The sequence below is a fragment of the Nitrospira marina genome, from assembly GCF_059568365.1.
This window is the reverse complement of the sequence record NZ_JCANTH010000001.1, coordinates 2,835,477-2,855,607: the sequence shown is the minus strand read 5'-3', so window position 1 is coordinate 2,855,607 and position 20,131 is coordinate 2,835,477. Positions and strand designations below refer to the sequence as shown.

General features: G+C 49.7%; 18 protein-coding genes. 9 read left to right on the top strand and 9 right to left on the bottom strand.

The features are described from left to right. Positions 1-33: 33 nt before the first annotated feature. From LX98_RS12025 to ligD, 9 genes are all read left to right on the top strand, one after another. Positions 34-1,182 (top strand): AI-2E family transporter, encoded by a 1,149-nt coding sequence (locus LX98_RS12025; RefSeq protein ID WP_496429132.1) that lies wholly within the window; start codon positions 34-36, stop codon positions 1,180-1,182. An 87-nt stretch (positions 1,183-1,269) separates the two neighbouring features. Next, entirely contained in the window at positions 1,270-2,646 is a 1,377-nt protein-coding gene (locus tag LX98_RS12020; protein WP_496429131.1) for a DUF2254 family protein, read from the top strand. Between the two features lie 347 nt (positions 2,647-2,993). Beyond that, complete coding sequence (locus LX98_RS12015) at positions 2,994-3,767, top strand: PRC-barrel domain-containing protein (RefSeq protein ID WP_496429130.1); 774 nt, start codon at positions 2,994-2,996, stop codon at positions 3,765-3,767. 202 nt (positions 3,768-3,969) lie between these two features. Continuing rightward, entirely contained in the window at positions 3,970-4,581 is a 612-nt protein-coding gene (locus tag LX98_RS12010) for a hypothetical protein (protein WP_496429129.1), read from the top strand. Positions 4,582-5,001: 420 nt separating this feature from the next. Beyond that, positions 5,002-5,259 (top strand): hypothetical protein, encoded by a 258-nt coding sequence (locus LX98_RS12005; RefSeq protein ID WP_496429128.1) that lies wholly within the window; start codon positions 5,002-5,004, stop codon positions 5,257-5,259. A gap of 402 nt (positions 5,260-5,661) precedes the next feature. Then, positions 5,662-5,826, top strand: a complete 165-nt coding sequence (locus tag LX98_RS12000; RefSeq protein WP_496429127.1) for a DUF1328 domain-containing protein — start codon at positions 5,662-5,664, stop codon at positions 5,824-5,826. A 42-nt stretch (positions 5,827-5,868) separates the two neighbouring features. Then, positions 5,869-6,051 (top strand): hypothetical protein, encoded by a 183-nt coding sequence (locus LX98_RS11995; protein ID WP_496429126.1) that lies wholly within the window; start codon positions 5,869-5,871, stop codon positions 6,049-6,051. A 212-nt stretch (positions 6,052-6,263) separates the two neighbouring features. After that, entirely contained in the window at positions 6,264-7,124 is an 861-nt protein-coding gene (gene ku, locus LX98_RS11990; RefSeq protein WP_496429125.1) for a non-homologous end joining protein Ku, read from the top strand. A 94-nt stretch (positions 7,125-7,218) separates the two neighbouring features. Further along, a complete protein-coding gene (ligD, locus tag LX98_RS11985; protein ID WP_496429124.1) occupies positions 7,219-9,840 on the top strand; it encodes a DNA ligase D in 2,622 nt (873 codons plus the stop codon). Between the two features lie 53 nt (positions 9,841-9,893). Here ligD and LX98_RS11980 read toward each other — a convergent pair whose 3' ends face one another. From LX98_RS11980 to LX98_RS11940, 9 genes are all read right to left on the bottom strand, one after another. Next, positions 9,894-10,199, bottom strand: a complete 306-nt coding sequence (locus tag LX98_RS11980) for a plasmid stabilization protein (protein WP_496429123.1) — start codon at positions 10,197-10,199, stop codon at positions 9,894-9,896. Between the two features lie 141 nt (positions 10,200-10,340). Next, positions 10,341-10,622, bottom strand: coding sequence for a hypothetical protein (locus tag LX98_RS11975; protein ID WP_496429122.1), 282 nt, complete (start codon positions 10,620-10,622; stop codon positions 10,341-10,343). Between the two features lie 74 nt (positions 10,623-10,696). Beyond that, positions 10,697-11,308: a hypothetical protein gene (locus tag LX98_RS11970; RefSeq protein WP_496429121.1), complete on the bottom strand. Its 612-nt coding sequence runs from the start codon at positions 11,306-11,308 to the stop codon at positions 10,697-10,699. A gap of 107 nt (positions 11,309-11,415) precedes the next feature. Continuing rightward, on the bottom strand, positions 11,416-12,417 hold the full coding sequence (locus LX98_RS11965; RefSeq protein WP_496429120.1) for a YhjD/YihY/BrkB family envelope integrity protein: 1,002 nt from the start codon (positions 12,415-12,417) through the stop codon (positions 11,416-11,418). 165 nt (positions 12,418-12,582) lie between these two features. Next, positions 12,583-13,461, bottom strand: a complete 879-nt coding sequence (locus LX98_RS11960; protein WP_496429119.1) for a DUF3618 domain-containing protein — start codon at positions 13,459-13,461, stop codon at positions 12,583-12,585. Beyond that, complete coding sequence (locus LX98_RS11955) at positions 13,437-13,829, bottom strand: phage holin family protein (protein ID WP_496429118.1); 393 nt, start codon at positions 13,827-13,829, stop codon at positions 13,437-13,439. The genes LX98_RS11960 and LX98_RS11955 overlap by 25 nt, the downstream gene beginning before the upstream one ends. 46 nt (positions 13,830-13,875) lie before the next feature. Next, entirely contained in the window at positions 13,876-14,391 is a 516-nt protein-coding gene (locus LX98_RS11950) for a hypothetical protein (RefSeq protein WP_496429117.1), read from the bottom strand. Between the two features lie 313 nt (positions 14,392-14,704). Beyond that, entirely contained in the window at positions 14,705-15,853 is a 1,149-nt protein-coding gene (locus tag LX98_RS11945; RefSeq protein ID WP_496429116.1) for a baeRF7 domain-containing protein, read from the bottom strand. 193 nt (positions 15,854-16,046) lie between these two features. Then, complete coding sequence (locus LX98_RS11940; protein WP_496429115.1) at positions 16,047-20,024, bottom strand: AsmA family protein; 3,978 nt, start codon at positions 20,022-20,024, stop codon at positions 16,047-16,049. Positions 20,025-20,131 lie beyond the last annotated feature (107 nt).

Sequence of the window (20,131 nt, the reverse complement as noted above, 5' to 3'; positions counted from 1 at the left end):
CCCCATTTCTTTTGCCGAGCATGGCTCCCTCCGATGCCTGAAATTCACCAGAAGGATACCTCAGAATTCGAACGTGAGGCTTCCTCTTCACCTCCTTCATCCCAACTCGAAGCTGGTTATCTATCTCAATTATTTCAGGGGCCCATCAATATCCGGTCCATTGCCCTCACTGGACTGTTTATTTATGCATCTCTCATGGTGATGTATGTCGCCAAAGCCATCATGCTTCCTGTGTTCGTGGCCCTATTCTTGAATCTCCTGTTAGCTCCTCTTGTCCGGGGAGTTGAAAAAATTCATATTCCCCCCCCGCTTGCGGCCGGGGGGATTCTTCTCGTTTTGATCAGTACCTTTACTTTTGGAATTGTTCAGCTGTCTAATCCCGCTTCTCTCTGGCTGGACCGGGCCCCGGAAGCTTTACAACAGGTAGAACGTAAAATCCGGACCATCAAAAGTTCGGTCCTTGAAATGGGGAAAGCGACCCAGGCTCTGGAGCATGTGGCGAGTCTTTCGGAATCTCGTAAAGCGCGAAGAATCGAAGTGAAAACAGATAGTTTAGGAGGCCTGTTGATCGGTTGGACCACGGAATTTATTCTGGGGCTGGTCTCAACGATGATTTTACTCTATTTTTTTCTTGCCTCCGGGGATTTGTTTTTGGAAAAACTTGTGAAAGTCCTTCCACGATTTTCGGATAAACGACGGGCAGTGGAAATTGTCCGTGGAATAGAAAATAACATCTCCAGTTACCTCGTCACGGTGACCAGTGTGAATGTCGGCCTTGCGCTGGCAACCAGTCTTGCCATGTACCTGCTCGGCATGCCGAACCCGTTTTTATGGGGCGCCATGGCGGGTATTCTAAATTTTATTCCTTATGTGGGAAGCATTATTGGTTTGGGAGCGGTGACGTTGGCTGCGGCTATCACATTTGAACATATGAACATGGTGGCCTTGGTGTCCGGAACGTATTTGTTTTTGACCGCTATGGAAGGGAATTTTATTACACCCCATTTATTAGGACGAAAGCTGACATTGAATCCCGTCATAATATTAGTGAGTGTCTTATTCTGGGGCTGGTTATGGGGTGCCGTTGGGGCCTTGCTGGCGGTCCCTTTTGTCGCGTCTCTTAAGATTATCTGTGATCAAATTGAACCATTCAATTCCATTGGAGAATTTTTAAGTCGTTAAGTTTACAATGGGTAGGGCAAACCTTCTGTCTACTCGGGTTCAGGCGGAATGATAATTTCAATGATCTCGCTGCAAGGTAAGTAACTCATGCCGGCTTGGGTATCAAATTGGTTGAATAAACTCCGTGCGAGTCTCTGGCTCATACCCACTTGCATGACCATTGCCGCCATTCTCCTCTCGTTGGCCGTACCGTATCTTGATAAATTTTTTTCTCCCGGGAATATTGATTTTCTTCAATGGCTAAGCAATATGGGACCGGAAGGAGCGATGACTCTCCTTTCGACCATTGCCGGTTCCATGATTACTATTGCCGGTGTCGTGTTTTCCATTACGATCGTGGCCCTCACCCTGGCTTCGGGACAATTCGGCCCACGTCTGTTAGGAAATTTTCTGCGGGATCGAGGTAATCAAATAGTACTGGGAACGTTTGTGGCGACATTCCTTTATTGTCTGCTCGTCTTGCGAACCATCCATGTGGATCCTAATGGCTCTACGCCCTATTGGGGAACTTTGGTGGGCCTTATTTTGGCCGTGTGCAGCCTAGGGGTATTGATTTATTTCATGCATCATATTGCTGTTTCCATACAAGCCCCTAATTTGATCGCTGCGGTATATGAGGAATTGGAGGAAGACCTGACCCGACTTTTTCCAGAGCGTTTGGGACTGGCCGATGAGAATGAGGCAAACAAAACCCAAATTCCTCCTATTATGTCCAGGATAGAAAAAGAGGGAATGGCAATTAAGGCCGAAATTGGGGGTTACCTTCAGGCAATTGAAAATGATGCACTTATGGAAATCGCCCGTGACCAGAATTTAGTGATATTTCTTCATTATCGGCCAGGGCACTTTATCGCCAAGGGAGCATCATTAGCCAAAGTACTCGCACTTGGGCCTATGGCAGATGTCGTATCCCCACAGATCAATAAGCAATTGATCTGTGGAACCAACCGCACTCAGGAACAAGATATTGAGTTTTCCGTGCTTCAACTTGTGGAAGTGGCCGTGAGGGCACTTTCGCCAGGAATTAATGACCCCTTCACTTGCATAAATTGTATTGATCATCTCAGCGCGATTTTATGCCAGCTTGCGCGAAGAGAGTTTCCTTCACCTTTCCGGTACGATCCTGAGGGAGTCCTTCGTGTGATTGCTCCGTCTGTCAACTTTGAAGGCGTCATGAATGCGGCTTTTAATCAAATCCGACAACACGCAAAAGGCAATGTGGCGGTGCTGATCTGTCTGTTGGAAGGTTTGGGGAGAATAGGTGAAAACGTAAATCGAAATGAGGATCGTGGGGCAATCCTTCGTCATGTCGAAATGGTCCAAAGAGGGAGCCGGGAATCCATTCAAGAAAAAAATGATTTAGAGGGCGTGGAGGATCGGTGCCGCCAGGTCATGGCCTCGTTAAGTATGGGAGAAAGCCGGAGTTCCCTTTTGATGGACAAAATGTTGCATATCCTTTCCTAACGGTGCCTTTTACTTTTGCTCCTGGGACCATTGATTTGGCCCGTTTTAGCCCTCCGCTTCATAATTGGTCGATTAAGACTGTCGGATTTCCCTGCATGGTTTTTCTGTAAAGTTTGGAAAGTTGCCAGGATACGTTCTCTCCTCTGTCACCCAGAGCATTACATGACTGGAAACGCTCGTTCTGAGGGAGGTGTTTGACTTTTCAAGGAGGCTGATAAAATTTTTGTACATTGTCTTAGAAACCTCAGAAAGTGGTTAATGAATCCATAGGAAAAATTCCACTTATGCTTATTCGAAATCAGGGGACCGATCCATTCCTTAATACACATTAATTTAGAAGGAAGATTATGTTGAAAACTTTATTGGAAATGCGAGGATATGGGTTACGGGCCATTGATAAAGATCTCGGGAGCGTGGATGATTTTTATTTTGACGACCGGTTGTGGAGAATCCGTTACTTGGTGGCGGATACCGGAAATTGGCTCCCGGGAAGAAGCGTCCTTATCGGACAAGAAGCCCTGGAACGGCCTGATGGGGAAAATAAAGTCTTTCCCGTTAAGCTGACGTCGGCAGAAATCGAAGATAGCCCGGGCATAGAATCCGACTTGCCATTTTCCCTCCAAAAGGAAAAACAATTACGACTATTCTTCAAATGGAGAGAATATTGGGACGAGGATGGTTTCATCCAGCCTGCCGGGTTCACACCAATGAGTGTCCCTGGAGGGGAAGCCATTGAACTTTCCCTCAAGGACGGCATGAACTCCTCTGACAAATTGAATGGAAATCCACATTTGCGGTCCGCCAATGAAATCCAAGGATATTACATCAGAGCCCGAGACGGAGAGATCGGCCATGTGGATGACTTTATTGTGGAGGATACTACATGGGCCATTCGATATCTGGTTGTAGATACCCACAATTGGTTGCCAGGGAAAAAGGTTCTTATCTCTTTCAAGTGGGTCAATACTGTTGATTGGAATAAACAAACTGTTGAGGTTGCCATGACCCGAGAAACCATCGAGGGAAGTCCTGAGTATGACCCGAACAAACCCATAAATAGAGAATATGAAGTTCGTATGTATGATTTTTATGGGAAACCCCATGATTGGATTGAAAAATAGTCGACAATTAAAAATCTGTTTTTAAAGGCGCAATTATCTGGTCGATCATCTTCATCCCCTGAATATCTATTGAACGCCTTTGTCTATGAGATATCGCAAAGAGGAACGACCAAAATTGTATTGTGATGAAACAATCGTATTACCAGACTGGGAAATGAATTGCATAAATCGGCCTTTGAGCACTTACAAAAGGAGGGAGTCCATGTTGAATACGCTTACCCAAAATCCTGTTCCCACCGTACTTATCGGATTGGGATTGTACTGGTTGTTTAAGGATGGGGCTGAACCCTCTCACGAAATTATAAGACGTTATAGAAGTGACAATACTCCTTGGCGCAACAGTGACAGAGAACTTCAACCTCCAGTGGAAGAACAGGTGACAGAAAAACTCCGAACAGCGAAGGATGCCGTTCAGGGCCAAGTGTCGGAGTGGAAGGATGAGGCGAGTCACCAGGCTCATGAATTGAAAGAACAAGCCAGTCAACAGGCTAGAGAATGGAAAGAGGGGGCAGGGCAGAAAATGGAAGATGTCAAGGGATATCTTCAAGAGCAAGGGGCAGTTGTGCGAGGAGAAATCAATCACCTTTTGAACACTAATCCACTGGCGGTGGGAGCCGTGATGGTGGCGTTAGGCACGGCCGTGGCAGCCGCCATACCGGCAAGTCGGCAAGAAGACCAATGGATGGGAAATTCGCGGGACAGGGTGATGAAGGCGGTTAAGTCCAGCGTGGTATCGACCGTGGATGAAGTGAAACAGAAAACCGGTCAAGTTGCGGAAAAGGTATTATCGGAAAATGCAGGAAATCTTTCTTAACGGAAACATCCTATGCAGTCGGACGAAAGGAAACTTATGACTTCTTATGCCAAAAGAATTTTTTTAGTTCTGTGCTTTTCAGGATCTCTATTCGGTGCCCTGGGATGTGAACAAGAAGGTCCTGCGGAACGAGCAGGCGAAAGGGTAGATGAATCTATGGAAGAAGCAGGAGAAAAGATGGAACAGGCCGGAGAAAATATACAGGATTCGGCCAATTAAAAATCTCCTACTAACAGACGAGGGAACCATTGTCTCCTTTTTTCCGCATTAAAAAGAAGTTTTGTCCATTGTGGGAAACGTCTTGAAAGGGCAACACTGAAAATGAAAATCGGTCATTGTCTTTGGGAGAAGCATTAGGTAATCGAACTACAGAAATTTTTCTTTGAACCTGACGGAAAGGAGAAATGATGACCACTGCCAATGCTAAAAAATGTGCTCACCCTGCCTGTTCATGCGAAGCCCCTCCAGGGAAGGAGTTTTGCTCCGAAAATTGCTCATCTTCCCAACCTTCTAAAGGCGGAAAATGTCAATGCGGACATTCCGGATGTGGGCACGGCGGTTAATGGCACGAATGCTTCAAGGACAAACGTTGGTCGTAGTTCTATGGGGTGGAGCGGGAAATCCACGACTGTCCTAATGGGGGTTACTGGATTGGCTTTTGGTAGCGATCTCTCATAGGCCATGTACCTAAACATGAGAGTTCGGCGACAAATCGAAGACGGAAGACCCTCAATTGGATGAAGGTCATCCCCCTATTCAAGGGGTGGTAGAGGAAGTGAACGAAAATACGTTTCGGGTGAATGCGGGTGAGGGTGGAGAGTTAGCCCCCGATACCTGAATTTAAGTAGTCCCGAGAGGAAAAAATCAAAGTGGGGGACACGGGTCATATCCAAATTAAGGCCCCAAATAAGGTGGTAAATTACCAACAACCTTACAAGAATAAAGCGAAGATTATTCGCCATAATGGATCCGGAAGTCGAAACGGGGAATGCACGCACCATCAATTAATGTGCAGATTATGTCATTCCCGATGAACAAACCATTCCGCCCTTCTTGGAAGGGAACAAAGGAGAATTACGTATGTTAAGTTGGGCCATTACATTTTTAGTCATTGCTCTCATTGCAGGAGTGGTCGGCTTAACCGGCGTAGCCGGTACAGCGACCAACATTGCCTGGGTATTATTTGTCGTATTTCTGATAATTTTTGCCTTGAGCTTTTTTACGGGAAAAAGACCTCCCGCCTAGCAGGAGGCTTGAAGGGGATTAGTCCCGGAACATAGACAGGATGTGAAACCCGTTGGGGAGAAACATGACCCGGAGGTCATTGTTCTGGACATGTTCATTGCCGATTCCAATGGACAAACCCTCCTGCAAGAGACGCGTGCCAGAGGTTTTGGCGGGAAAATTATCGTGACCAGTGGACCCTCCAATCGCCCATTAGTAGCTCACTTCCATGAGTCAGAAGGTTGATCGAGTCATGAGAAGAACTCCTATTTGCCCCTTTATCGATCAACGGGAAAGCATTATCCGAGTGGTGTCCCGTGAGCAAATATCCAGAGAACCCTAATGAGCTTAGGGTCAACGGTTTTGTCTATCATAAGGAACGGTATTTAGGTTGATAGGGAATATTCCCGTATTATTTTTTCACCATCGATGACGGGACGAGAAAAGGATTTAGTGATATGACCAGGCCAATTTGGAAAGGGCACATCACCTTTGGTCTTGTCACCATTCCTGTTGTCGTTCATTCAGCGGAAAAACAGTTTGACCTACATTTCCGGTTATTGGATAGCCGGAATCAAGCCAGAGTCCGGTATGAACGTGTGAACGAGGAGACGGGTGAAGAGGTTCCATGGCAGGACATTGTCAAAGGGTTTGAATATGAAGAGGGTCGGTATGTTCTGTTAAATGATGCCGATTTTGAAAAAGTTGCCATTGAAGTGAATAAATCAGTTGAAATCGAAGCCTTTGTCAACGGAAAGGATATCGGCTACGAGTATTTTGATAAGCCCTATTATCTTGTTCCCGATAAAAAGGGTGATAAAGTATATGTGCTGTTACGGGAAGTGCTTCGTCGGAGTGGCAAAGTCGGGATTGCCAAAGTCGTCATCCGAACACGCCAGTATTTAGCCGCTCTGATTCCTCAAGGACATGTTCTGGTGCTGGAGCTCCTGCGATTTCATCAAGAAATCCGCAATGTGAAAGAATTGGATGTGCCTGAAGCGAGTGTGAAATCCTACAAAATTTCGGAAAAAGAATTGACTTTGGCCGAACAGTTAGTGGAATCCATGAGCACCAAGTGGGAACCCCAGCGCTTCCATGATGATTACCGTGATGCTTTGTTGAAATGGATCGAAAAGAAATCGAAAAGTGCCCGATCACGAACATCCGTCCCCCCTGTCGCAAAAGAAGAGAAAACCCGTTCAGGAAAAGTCGTTGATATCATGTCCTTATTAAAGAAAAGCGTTCAAAAGGCCCAACCCTCCGGCCGAGCCAAAAAACGCAAATCCACCTCCCCTCGAAAATCCCGCAAGGCCAGTTAACATAGCATTCACCGTGATTTGCCGGCCTGACTGAGTAGAAGGGTCTTTGTTTCAGGACTCAGACACTCGAGGCTGCTCGCAGGAAGTCACAAACATGGGATTAAAGGAATATCAGGGTAAACGTCAATTTGGGAAAACCCCGGAACCCCGAGGGACGACCTTCCGGAAAAACAGCTCTTCGTTTGTTGTCCATAAGCATGCGGCAAGCCGGTTGCATTACGATTTCAGGCTTGAGCTGGACGGCGTGTTAAAAAGTTGGGCCGTTCCGAAAGGTCCCAGTTTATTTCCTTCCCTCAAGCGTCTGGCCGTTCATGTTGAGGATCACCCCGTCGAATATGGATCCTTCGAAGGAACCATCCCCAAAGAAGAATATGGCGGTGGGACGGTCATGGTATGGGATCGGGGTCAATGGGTACCTCAAGGAAATCCGCAGCATTCCTACGACCGGGGACGATTGAAGTTTCTGTTAAAAGGCCAAAAGTTGAAAGGAGGATGGAGCCTGGTTCGAATGGGAGGGGCAAAATCCAAAGAAGAAAAAAACTGGTTACTGATTAAAGAAAAGGATTCGGAAGCCCTCCGAGGGAAACATTCCGACATTATTGACATGGCCCCCGGGAGTGTTGCCACCGGACGATCATTGGAAGAGATTGCCGAGGTGAATCAGGAAAGAAGCAGGCAGAAACCGGTTTCCCAACGGAAGTCGAAAAACAGTTTTACAAAAAGCCGTTCCTCCCGTACTCCTTCACGGAAGAATATCAACTCTGGAACTCCCCGCGTCCCCGATCCGTCAGGCCTTCCTTCTGCCGTGTCCTCTTCCCAACCCGCAACCTTTCATCCCCAGTTGGCGACTTTGGTCAAAACTTCCCCCGACGGGGAGGATTGGCTGCACGAGATCAAGTTCGATGGGTATCGTATTGTCAGCATTGTTAAAAACGGAATAATTCACCTGTTGACCAGAAACGGAAAAAATTGGACCAAAAAATTCCCCGACATTGCCGAAGCGCTGAAGGCATTGCCGGTTCAACAGGGCATCCTTGACGGGGAGGTCGTCGTGCTTCGATCGAACGGCACCTCCGACTTTCAGGCCTTGCAAAATGTCTTGAAGGGTGAAGCCTCCGATCCCCTGGTTTACTTTGTCTTCGATCTGCCCTACTGCGAAGGGTATAATCTGTGTCGGACCCCGCTCCTCAGGCGAAAAGAACTGTTATGGGAATACATCAAATCTATGCCGAAGGGGGCGGCCGTTCACGTCCGTTATAGCGATCATATTCACGGTTATGGAAAACGTGCATTTGAGCAGGCCTGTCGATGGGCTTTGGAAGGTATTATCAGCAAATATGCCATGAGTCCATATCGCCAGGCTCGGTCAAAGCAATGGGTCAAAGTCAAATGTCATGATCGGCAGGAGTTTGTCATCGGCGGGTATACCACCCCTTCGGGATCCAGAAAATTTTTCGGAGCACTGCTATTAGGCTATTATGATAAGCAGGGACACTTACAATATGCGGGCCGGGTGGGCACCGGATTCACCCACCAACGCCTTTCACGCATTTATGCGCTTTTGGCCAAGCGTCCTCGGTCCCATCCTCCATTTGCCCGGTTGCCTTCCGATAGGAACATTCGGGACGTGCATTGGGTACATCCCGACCTTGTCGCCGAGGTAGAATTTCTTGAATGGACACGTGACGGGATACTGCGCCATCCATCGTTTGTCGCTCTCCGTGAGGATAAACCGGCAAAAGAAATCATCAAAGAGACTCCACACCCTGTGAACATTATTATTTCCGAAAAACTTAAAGCTTCCAGCGGGCGATCCAATGCCTCGCCAGATATCTCTACGGAACAGCCGGAACTTGCGCTTACGCATCCTGAAAAAATCCTGTATCCTCAGCAGGGCATCACGAAACGGAATCTGGCGGAATTTTATCAACAGATCGCGAAGTGGGTGTTGCCTCATGTGGCTGGCCGGCCGCTGACGCTGGTGCGGTGCCCTCATGGATCTCAACAAAAATGTTTCTACCAAAAACATGCCTCGGGATCTCTTCCGGACTCCGTGCACCGTATTCTGATCCGGGAAAAAGAAACGAAAACAAAGAACACCTATCTGGTGATTGACGACGTGAAAGGGCTGATCGCATTGGTGCAGATGGGCGTATTGGAAATCCATCCGTGGGGATGCCGGAAGGATCGGACGGATCGACCTGATCGGCTGGTCCTCGACATGGACCCCGGTCCCGGTGTGAAATGGGAACAGCTAGTTGATGGGGCCCAACTGTTAAAAAATCGGCTCTCGGGAGATGGTATAGAAAGTTTTGTAAAAACTTCAGGAGGAAAGGGATTACATGTCGTGGCCCCCCTGACTCGCCGTGCCACCTGGGACCAGTTAAAGCAGTATACTCGGAGACTGGCCATGGAAATCGCCCAAGCGCATCCCTCGGGATTTGTGGCCACAATGAGCAAAGCCAAACGAAAAGGGAAAATATTTATTGATTACCTTCGTAACAGTTTTGGGGCCACTTCTATAGCCACCTATGGCACCAGAGCCCTCCCCGGAGCGCCTGTTTCAACTCCTGTGAGTTGGGATGAACTCTTTTCAATCTCCGGCTCCCAGGTCTTTACGCTGACCACCCTTCCTCAACGACTCCACACTCTTCGGGCAGATCCCTGGAACGGATTTTTTGATCTTCGGCAGACACTCTCCCGATCCCTTGTCTGATTTTTACCAAAACGGGTTCATGCACTTGCGGGAAGAGTCCTCTCCGATGCCGTTCATTTTTTCTTTCGAGCACGAGTCTCAGCGGCTTTCTTGGCAGAGGCGGATTTGGCGGATGCCGACCGGGAGGCCGAGGCTTTTCCGCCTTTTTCCCCGCCCTTTTTAGCAGGAGCTGTATTCATCCCTTTTCCTCGGCCGGATCCCCCTGGTTTCTTTCCACCACCGGTCATCTTGTTCACGGTAGCCCATGCACGTCGTTCCGCTTCGTCCTCCGAGACGCCCCGCTTTTCATATCCTTCCTCAATTTTTTCTGCCTGACGTTTTTGTTTTCCGGTGTATTTGGATTTGTCTCCTCTTGGCATGAAGACCTCCTTGTTTTTGACAGCGCCGAAAAGAAAATCAGTTTTTTACCTGTATGCTCGAAACTGAGAGCGGGTAGAAATTCTCAAAGTGTGTTCCGAAAAACTGGGAAACCTCGTTATACCGATGCCCTTCGTGGTGAATCAGGATACACAAATATTCTTCTGCCATTGGTGATAACCTTCTGTGTCCGGACGGCAGGTCTTTTGGGCGGAGTCCGGCGACAGAGGCCGCGCCTCCCATGCCACTGTCGAAGCTCTGGCCACCCTGCTGGCGCTGGCCATACGTATGGAAATTCCTGTCCGAAAGCAGCGGAGGCTCATTTCGCAGATGAGCTTATTGGCCTGTTCGACATCCTGATAGGCTTCATAATGAAACCATTGGCCAACATCGATACGTTTTGCGGGGTTGGTCAATGGTGCCACAGAACACCGTCACGCGAATATCCGGACGGGGATTTGCGTTAGGAAATCACCGTCCGGAAGGCGCGCCGACCAGGTTATTGTATGGTTTCAGCCGAGATGACGTGAAATTCTTTCTTCTGTGTCACCAACGCTTCAATTTTATCGCCCTTCTTTAATTCGTCTGAATGTTCGGCGGATTGGTCCAGCCGGAGACGAATTTCTTTGCCGGAAGTATCCTGAACGTAGTATACATTCCCATCGATTTTGGAAATCTCTCCTTGAATGGTTCTTGTGAATTCTCCGGCCTGCGAGGATGATGATTGCGAAGAAGATTGCGCATGCATGGATTCTCCACCTTCTTGTGCGGAAGCGGCAGAGGGACTTCCCTCCTTTTTGACCGAAACCACATCATACGTTTCTTCCCCGTGGGGGATCTGGGCTTGAATTTTGTCACCTTCTTTGGGTTGTTTCCCTTGAAATGCCTTCTCATCAAGGTGAAGCCGGATCGTCTCACCTTTATCATTTTTGATGGTGAACACGTCGCCTTCGACTTTTTCCACCGTGCCTTTCACCGTCGCCATCTGATTTTGGTCCTGACTGGCTCGGTGCGATTGTTGTTGCATCTGATCGCCGGCAGCGTGAAGGGTGGCGGCGAAACCCAGGGTAAGGACAAAAGTCGGTGCGGCCATTTTCCAAACAGGATTCATAACACTACCTCCTTGTGTGTGAGAAAAAAGAACCGAAGTGAACTATCAAGATAGAATGAGCCGCGAATACGCACAACTGTCAAAAACCCTCATTAACCAAAACGCGCTTAGGTTTTTATCGAATGAGGGTGGGTTTCAGCTGTCCGACCCAGTGTATCGGCCGAGTAGGCTTCGCGTTGGCCCATGGGTTCGGGCTCACCCTCCGTCGTGTCTACCCGCGTCTGTCGTTCCATTTCCGAATTTATTTCGGCTCCGACCATGACGATGAATGCGGTCAACCAGAACCACATCAGCAAAATGACTGCCGCGCCGAGTGACCCGTACGTCTGGTTGTAACTACTGTAATCATTCGCATAGATAGCAAACGCCGACGATCCCACTATCCACATCAGTGTGGCGATTCCGGCACCCCATGACACCCATTGCCATCTCGGGTAATTCCGGCAGGGTGCATACCGGTACAGAATGGCCAATCCCCCCATGACAATCATAGCCAAAAGCGGCCAACGACTGAGAGAGAGAATCGTTTGCATTTTCTGGCCGAATCCCAGTGCTTCCAATACTGCCGGCAGCAGGGTAATGAGAAAGAGAGTCAGGATGACAAAAATAAGACCTCCAACCGTTAATCCTAAGGCCAGCGCGGTAACTTTGATGAAACTCCGTTCCTCTTCTTCATTGTAGGCAATGTTCAAAGATGTGATCATTGCAGACATACCTTTGGACGCGCTCCAGATCGCGAAAAGCAATCCCCCGATCGCTCCAAAACTTAAAGCCGATTGCCCGCTGGTTGAAATAGTTGTCAGCTGCTCCTGGATCAAGGTTTGGGTGTCTAGCGGGAGAAAGGAACTGAGCGAAGTAATCTGTTGCTGGATATCAGAGGCTTCGGTAAACAGTCCATACAGCGAGACAATGGCGGCCAGCGCCGGAAAAAGCGCGAGGACGGCATAAAATGCCACTCCTGCAGCGACAATCGAAACGTTATCCTGTGAAATTTGATCCTTCACGCGCAGGAGGATATCCCACCACCCTGCATGGGGGATTTGACTGGGCTGAGTCGCATTCCGGCCTCTTGTGCCGGACTTCTTTTCAGCTGAGTTGTTTTGGGGCATAATATATCCTCTAGGTGTAAAACTTTTGTCCGACAGGAAAAACTTCCTTAATGATAAGAACCGGAGCCGAATATCTTAGCCAGTCATTCACTTATCCACACTAATCATCAAAACTGTCAGCTGGTGGCCCTGCTCATGCGACTGTTATGGCGTTTTTTCACTTCTTCAATTCATGCCGACTTGTTCTTTGATGGTCTCTGCCGCCACCCGCTGAGCCTCAGCAGCGGCTTCTTTGGCCTTCGGCATGATCTCCTTGGCGGTTGCTTTCGCTTCCTCCAGCAAACGGTCGCGGGTTTCACCCATCCATTGATCTTCCTTTTCAGACCGAGGCAGGGAAAGGCCGATAGCCGTTCCAATGGCTAATGTTATGGCCCCGATGGTCAGCGGGCTCTCCTGCATATACCGGAATAATTCATCCTTCATGCGTTCGCCACCCTCGCGTGTGCGCTCTCGGATTTCATCTGACCGGTGCGACGCCTTTTCTTTCCAATCTTCCAATGATTCTTGTGCCTGGTCTGTCCATTCCGAAATCTGTTCTCGTGCCTGTTGCCCCGAGGCCTGTGCTCTTGCCTTTATGGCGTCCAGGGAGCTTCCCCGACGGGATCGTTGACGGGGAATCCGCCCGGCTTCAATTTCGGGAGCATAATCCGGCCACTCTTCATGGGGATCAAGGGAATAGTCATGGCCATATCGGTCCCTTCCAAATCTGCCTCGGGCTGAGGAGGAATTGCCGGCCTCCTTCATCATCCATAGGAGACCCACGCCAATCAGGGCCGCAGGTAGGGGATTGTTCAGAACCCGTTCCACCAGGATAGATTGCCATTGGTTCACTTTCACACGGGCATGTTCTTTTGCCGTTTCGACTTTATCCATAGCTGCGGTTTTGACCTGTTCCTTGATGGTATCCGGAGATAGACGTTGTTGAAGTGTATGAACCGTCCCATCCAATTCCGCTCTGGTTACTCGAATTTGTTCTCTAAGCCGGGCAGGATCTTCAATATTTTTCGATGCTTGCGCATTTAATTGAGTACGTTGGTCGTCCACTGTTTGGTCTCCTTTAAACTGTCAATGGTTTTTTGCGGGGCGGGATCCATGGTTTTCAAATCACTGATACCTTTTTGAATCAATGCGTAGCCGATCCCCACCACGGCCAGTCCGACAATCAGCGCCGAAGCCCAGGCTGGGATGATTAATGCCAGGGCGAGAATGGCCGCATACAGGAGAACCAGCAATCCTGCATAGGCCAGCGCTCCTCCTACCGCAATAAATCCCACATCTTTGCCGGCCTGTTTAGCCTTTTGGGACATTTCAAGCTTTAATAGCTGCATTTCCTGCTGAATGAGGATTTTTGCTTCGTTCATCAGGTCACGGAAGAGATCACTTAGTGGTCGTTCTTCCTGATATACACTCATAACACCCTCCTTCTATGTTCACATTAATATGAAAAAGGATTTCCCGTTACATGGTTGGCGCGGCTGGCGTCTTTGTCGCCGTAGGTTCTTCCCTCCGGTACGATTCCTGCCGTCCATAGGAAGAGGATTCGTCTATCTTTCGATCTCTGGAACTCTTTAAAAATCTTCCGGCCACAAGCCCCAGCATAAAGGCCCCGCCTAAAAACGCTTCCGGATGACGGCGGGCAAACATTTCAGTCTCGTTCAGCAATTCCCCAACATTCCGGGAATCGAAATATTGCACCATGCGATCCATTTGTTCCGCCGCCCGCTCGGCATAGTTGGCGACGCTTTCTTTATCCTGTTCCCGCAAAGTTTGACTCGTTTGACGCACGGCTTCGGCCAGCCCGCTGAGTTCTCCGACCCCCTTTTTTTTCTGGGTTTCCAGCGTGCTTTTGACTTTCCCTTGTGCCTGTTTCGCCAATTCGGAGCCCTGCTGGCGGACCTGCTCTCCAACTTCACTCGCTTTTTCTTGAACTTGTTTTCCGATCTCTTCCGCTTTTTCTCTCATGTCATTGGCCATACGAGTCTCCCTCCATTAAATAGAAAGTTCTCTCAAATGATGAATTCCAACTGGCAATTGCAGCCGTCCTGATTACTTATAAACAAAGGGAAGAAAATCGTGAACTGTCAACAACCCTTAATTTCCGCGAAATATCAAGGGCACCCATGCCAGGGTATCTGGCTGCGTCATGCGTGCGGCCCTCAGGACCCTCGAAGGAGAATTGTGAAGACTGGGGCCGACTAAGCGAGAATACGGTCGCAGGGCAAAGGCAACAGCTTACCCTTGTGGTTTGTGTTTCAAAAAACAAAATTGAGGGTATGAAACGGCGGAATTAATAACGAAAAATGGCTGCCAATGACCTACGGCCTGGCATTTTTTCCTGGGGGAGAGCATAAACCGTGCCTTTTTTAAGTAACGTCTGCACCACCGCAACATCTAAAATCTCCAGGGATTCGGCGGACTTTGTGGGTTCCGTTTCCACCCGGTTTTGCATGACGTCGATACGCCCCCATTGTTGAATGTTCCGGGCGACGAATAGTGTATCGATTTTTCCCTCATGGGCTGCCAGAATCACGGTTTCCAGATCGTGGGAAGCTTTGGACGTACCCAAAAACTCTTCACACCTGATCTTGGCCTCTTCTATGCCGTGATCGGCATCCGCTTTCACGACCGGCCAGACCTGGCGGTGCAATTCATGAAGGCTTTTTTCATCAGCATTGCCCGTGACCCCTTCTTCTTTAGTATGAGGGTAGGTATTGACGTCTTTGTAAATCGGAATCAAGTATTCTACCCCCGTCAGATATAACGGGGCCTGCACATCGTGCAGGAACTGGTGTAGACCTTTTGCCACCTGTTGGAAAAATTGGGAAATGCGGGATTTTGCTTCGTCATCCCCACCGCCCTGTCCATGATACATGGCGGCCCGCTGGCCGCCTGCATTGGGAGCTTTGGTATGCCATTGCAACGATTGCTCGCCCGCTCCCGCTAGATTGGCTTCCTTCATACTGCGGGGAATGTCCGGTATGTGCAATTCCTGCAGACCATCCTGTGAACCCTGAAAAAACCGGATATGGTTCTGACTGAGCGCGAGAAGATAAAACGTTCCTCCATACATGAACACGGGCAGGATGGGCTTCAGATAAAACCCGGATTCCACCATCGTGAGTTCGGGAAGACTGAGAGGAAGACGAAAGACCCGATGCCAATCCTTCGCCACGTACATGGCCAGCCCCTGATCCTGATGCTGCCAGAATTGCTCATTCTCCAGGAGTTTCGAGAGAGGGTCCAGCCAGGTTCGAGCGTCTGCGCTCCTGATGCCCTGTTCCGTCAATTGCTGTTCAGTCTCTTTGAGCAGGTTGTTCAAGCGTATCGGGTCCTGTCGTGTTTCCGGTCCTGCGGGATGGGTCGGCATGAATAAGGACACGCATGGACTTTTTTTCTGTTCAAGGAGATCCTGTAGATCCTGTGTTGTGATTGACATGGTCACCCTTTCGATGGCTCAGAGGTGCGGTTGCATCTATTTACGTTTCAACGTAACACGTAAAATCTGAGTAGAAACCTGTTAATTTCCCTGAAATCTTTTCTCTTCATCACCTGACGTTTAGGTTTGTGGGGCATGGTGGAATTTCACACTTCACCTGCAGGTGTTGCAGGTGGTGAATGCCACGGAAACATCAGTTGTTGTCTGCCAATTGATCCTTTCTGGCTTTTCGAAGTGCGTCCACCATGCCCGTACAGCGGGCGCTATCGTCAGCCATCCCAAACTCAGGAGAGGGAAAAGAAGGTTCGACTGAAAATTCCGGATTTGAAAATGTGCCGGTGACGTGCAAGGGGCCGCGGGAACTCAGGATGGTAAAATCCTGAGGATAGGGCTCTATGGTCAGCTTCATCTTTTCTTGACGAAGGTCGATCGATCCATGACCTTTGAATTTGGTGTCTGTGGTATCCAGTAAGAAGGGGTGGATGGTCACGATGCCACTGCGGGCCTGCAAGTCGGTATAGGCGCATTCAATGGCGACACCTGTGTCTGTGCTTAAAAGGACTGCTGCTGATTCGGTGAAATCTAATCCGGCCAATTCCACCAACAAGGCATCGATTTTTCCTCCGGTCATCGTTAAGTACAGACCCCCATCGGCCGAGGCGAACCAATTCGCCAAGGATTCTCCTTGCATCCAAAGTGTGGCACGTCCTCCAATATCGCCAAAAGAGTCATCCGCCACCTCGAAGCGGGCAAGCAATTGACTTAAATTGATGTGATCGAAATTAGTGTGAAGCTTGGCTTGTGCTGGTGATTCATGGGCATTGACCTCAAGTTGCATGGCCACTGTCCCCCTGGCCACACCAAAATCCAGGCGATCCATCCGCATGTGTCCGTCCTGAAGAACCACATTCAGCACAAAATCATTCAGGGGGAGATCGGGGGCCATGACTCCCTTGGCGCGGTATTCGACATCAGCGTCCAATTTACGAAGTTGAGTGAAGTCGATAGGTTTGTTCGGCAAAAGGGTTTTCCGCTTTTCGGCCGCCTCGGCTTGCGCTTCCTGTTTTGGCGAAGCGGCCTCGTCCGGATCCGGTGGTGCGCCGATGAGGCCGGCCAGGTCATCGAGATCGAGTGTACGTGACTTCAATCGCGCAAATATCATCGGACGCTCGCCGCCGATCGTCACACGTAATTTGCCTGCAACGTCACTGTCGCCGATGGTGCCGTCTAGGTCGCTCAAGTTAAAAATCTGTTGGCTCTCAGCCTCTTGCTCGCGATGAACGTGTGCGCTTAATCGGTACGGGGGAAGGTGCGGAAGAGGAATGCCAATAGCTTCGCCCAGACGAGCGGGATCGGGGCCTTTCATCCCGACTGTCCCCTTAAATTTCGCTACCGGGAACAACTCACCGACATTACCTTCAAGCGTAAGAGTGGTTTCTTGTGTCGTAAAGGTCGCATTTACCGGCATTGCACCATAGTCTTGCAAGGCCTGGCGTATGGAACCCGTAGTAATGGACACCTCTACAGGGTTTTCCCGATATACAACCGTGCCTGTAACCTGAATTCCGGATGCGACACTATCTGCCATGAGGCGCAAATCCGTCTTAGCCTGTAAGGCTGGATCGTCGTAACGCAGACGCACTTCATCGATGCGCAATTGATCAAGTAAGGCGTCGGTATTGAGAAGATGTTTCGGGGTCTGATGGGCCGCGGGAAGACTCAAAGCGAGACGGCCACTGATCTGACCCAATTCTCCGGCCTCGCGGCCTAGGGTCTGCATGGCCTTGTTGAGATCAACTTCCCGGATGTCGGTCTGAAGATGACCTGACCATGATGGTTTGCGGAGGTTCAGTTGTGCGGTAGTTTTGATGGTGCCACCGCCAAGGTCAATGTTCAGGGGCGAAATGCGAAGGAGTCCATTGTCGAGGGTCGTTCGAACCGTCACATCCTTCAGCGTCGCGCCGGGCAACACTAGGTGTTCGACCTGCAGGCCGAGTAGGCCTTGGAGATCGTTCAGCCAGGGTGGGAGAAGCCTTTCCGGCGAATGGCCTTGGTCGGTATCCTGCCACGAGGATTCAGGAATTGATGCCACGGCTTGTGCCGTCGGGGTGTCCTTTCCGTTCGCCGGCATCAGCGATGGAATATTCAGGGTATTCGACCGCAGGTTTCCCTTAAAGCGCAATTCGTCGGCCGTATCGATGGTGGCTTGTCCGGAAATGTCGCTCTCACCGATGATGGCGACAAACTTTTGGAGACTCCAAAGGTGTGTTCGTTTGGAGAGTGATCCGTTGAGGGCCAATGTGTCTAAAGCAGGGAGTTCAACATCGAATATGGCGGCAAGGGTATCCGGAGATTCACTGCTCACTGAGAAGGCAAGGTCAAGCCACATTGGCGGCCAGACGGGTTCGACCATGGCAGAAAGCGAGACCGTGGTTTCCGCCAGATTGATTTCGGCCGACAGATGTTTCCGGGATTGACTGTCGGGAGGGAGATCGGAAAACGATTTTATTGCAGGACCCGTCACGGTCATGTCAATGCGTTCCTTGCGATACAGACCTTTGGCTTTGACGATCAATCTCTCCGGACTATTTTCGTCGATCTGCATCTGGACGTGCGTGTTTAAGGAGGGATCATCATACCGGATATTAAGATTCTCGATATCGAGCGTGCTCCATTCAACGGAATGAATGGAATCTCGCGGGCCGGAAGATTCACGTGAATTGTTCTTCTGATCCGATCCACGAATCGTGTGAATATTCAGAGCCAGTTCCATTCCGAGTGTTCCAGAAAATGCTTCTGTAGCATTCGTCCCGGATTCGGGGATCACTTCGTCGGGTGCACTAGCAGGCGATTTCATGTTTTCAGCTTGCAGGGACAGGCGACTTTCCGCTGTCCTCCCTTTCACGGACACCTGTGCCCCGATCGTGAGATGGGTCCCGGCCACGTCTCCGGATAATGACTCGATTGTGAGCATGTCATCTTGCAGGCGCATGGCGATGTTGACATGGTGAACTGGAATTTCACCGGTGCCAATCACATTTGCACGGTAGGTGAGGCCGGCCTCCCAGCCGCCATGGGCGATCACATCCAGAAGATTCCCTGCCTTGACCGCTAAGGGATCGCGATCTTGTTGTCGAGGTATAAAACCCTGTAACTGTGCCACATCCAGTCGTGTTGAATAGACCTCTCCTTCTATGCGAATAAGATCGGCTTCGGATATCACTCGAATCGTCCCCGCAAGATCGCTGTTTGCGACAATCGCTTTCATGGGATCAATCGACCAGATGTCATCCGCCAGGGCAAGCGTCCCGGTCAGGTGATACTCGGGGAGGGCAGGGAGCTCAATGGCCAACACCTCATTCCATCGTGAAGGGTTGCGTCCTTCCAATTGAAAATGCAGATTTGCCGTCTCGGGTGAGAGCAACGCATCAACAGTCCCTTCAATGGCCAGATTGGTTTCGACGGTGTTCACCTTTAATTCTACGTGGATGGGGTTTTCCCGTGAGTGTGGCTGTGGGAATTCCGTTCCTGCGGACAGTCCGATCGTCACTGGCTCTCCAGCGATATGTCCTCCGCCTTTAGCAACAACACGCTCTTGGTCCGTCTGTGATTCCCCCCTGGTGGCAAGGATCGAAAGGGCAAGAAAAATATCCTGTTGCGGATCCAGATATGTGAGGCGCCCGCCATTGACAGTCACTGATTCAATACGAGGCAGATTGAGAGCCGGGTCCTTTTCGCCCGACTCTTCAGTGGGTTGGTCACTGGGGGAGGAATTTCCCTTATCTGCTATTGTCCAATTGGTTGTTCCACGACCAGATCGTTCCAGATGGACCACTGGCGCTGTCGCTTGCACATCAGGAATGACCAGGTCACCTTTCAAGAGCGGGAGAATGTCGATCCCCACCTCTAACCGATCAACGGATGCGAGGGAGTGATCTGATGCCCACGATGGGTTTGCGATTGATAGATTCTCGACTCGTAAACGGGAAATTCGGCCGAAGTCCAGGGCAATTGCGCCGATCGTGACCTGTCGACCAGCTAATTCCGTTGCCTTGGCTTCAGCGAAATGAAGAAACCATTGAGAGTTCAGCGCGGCAATACCCACCGCCACCAGGATGACAAGGATGAAAACCAGGACAACAATCGACAGAAGAATTTTACGAATCCACATAGGCTGTTTTTCCGCTCACTTCACAGGATGTCACCAGTATTTCTTTCAGAATAGGTTGTGAAGTAAGGTAAGATTCCGAGAGAGCTCAGGGCAACAAAAACCATGAT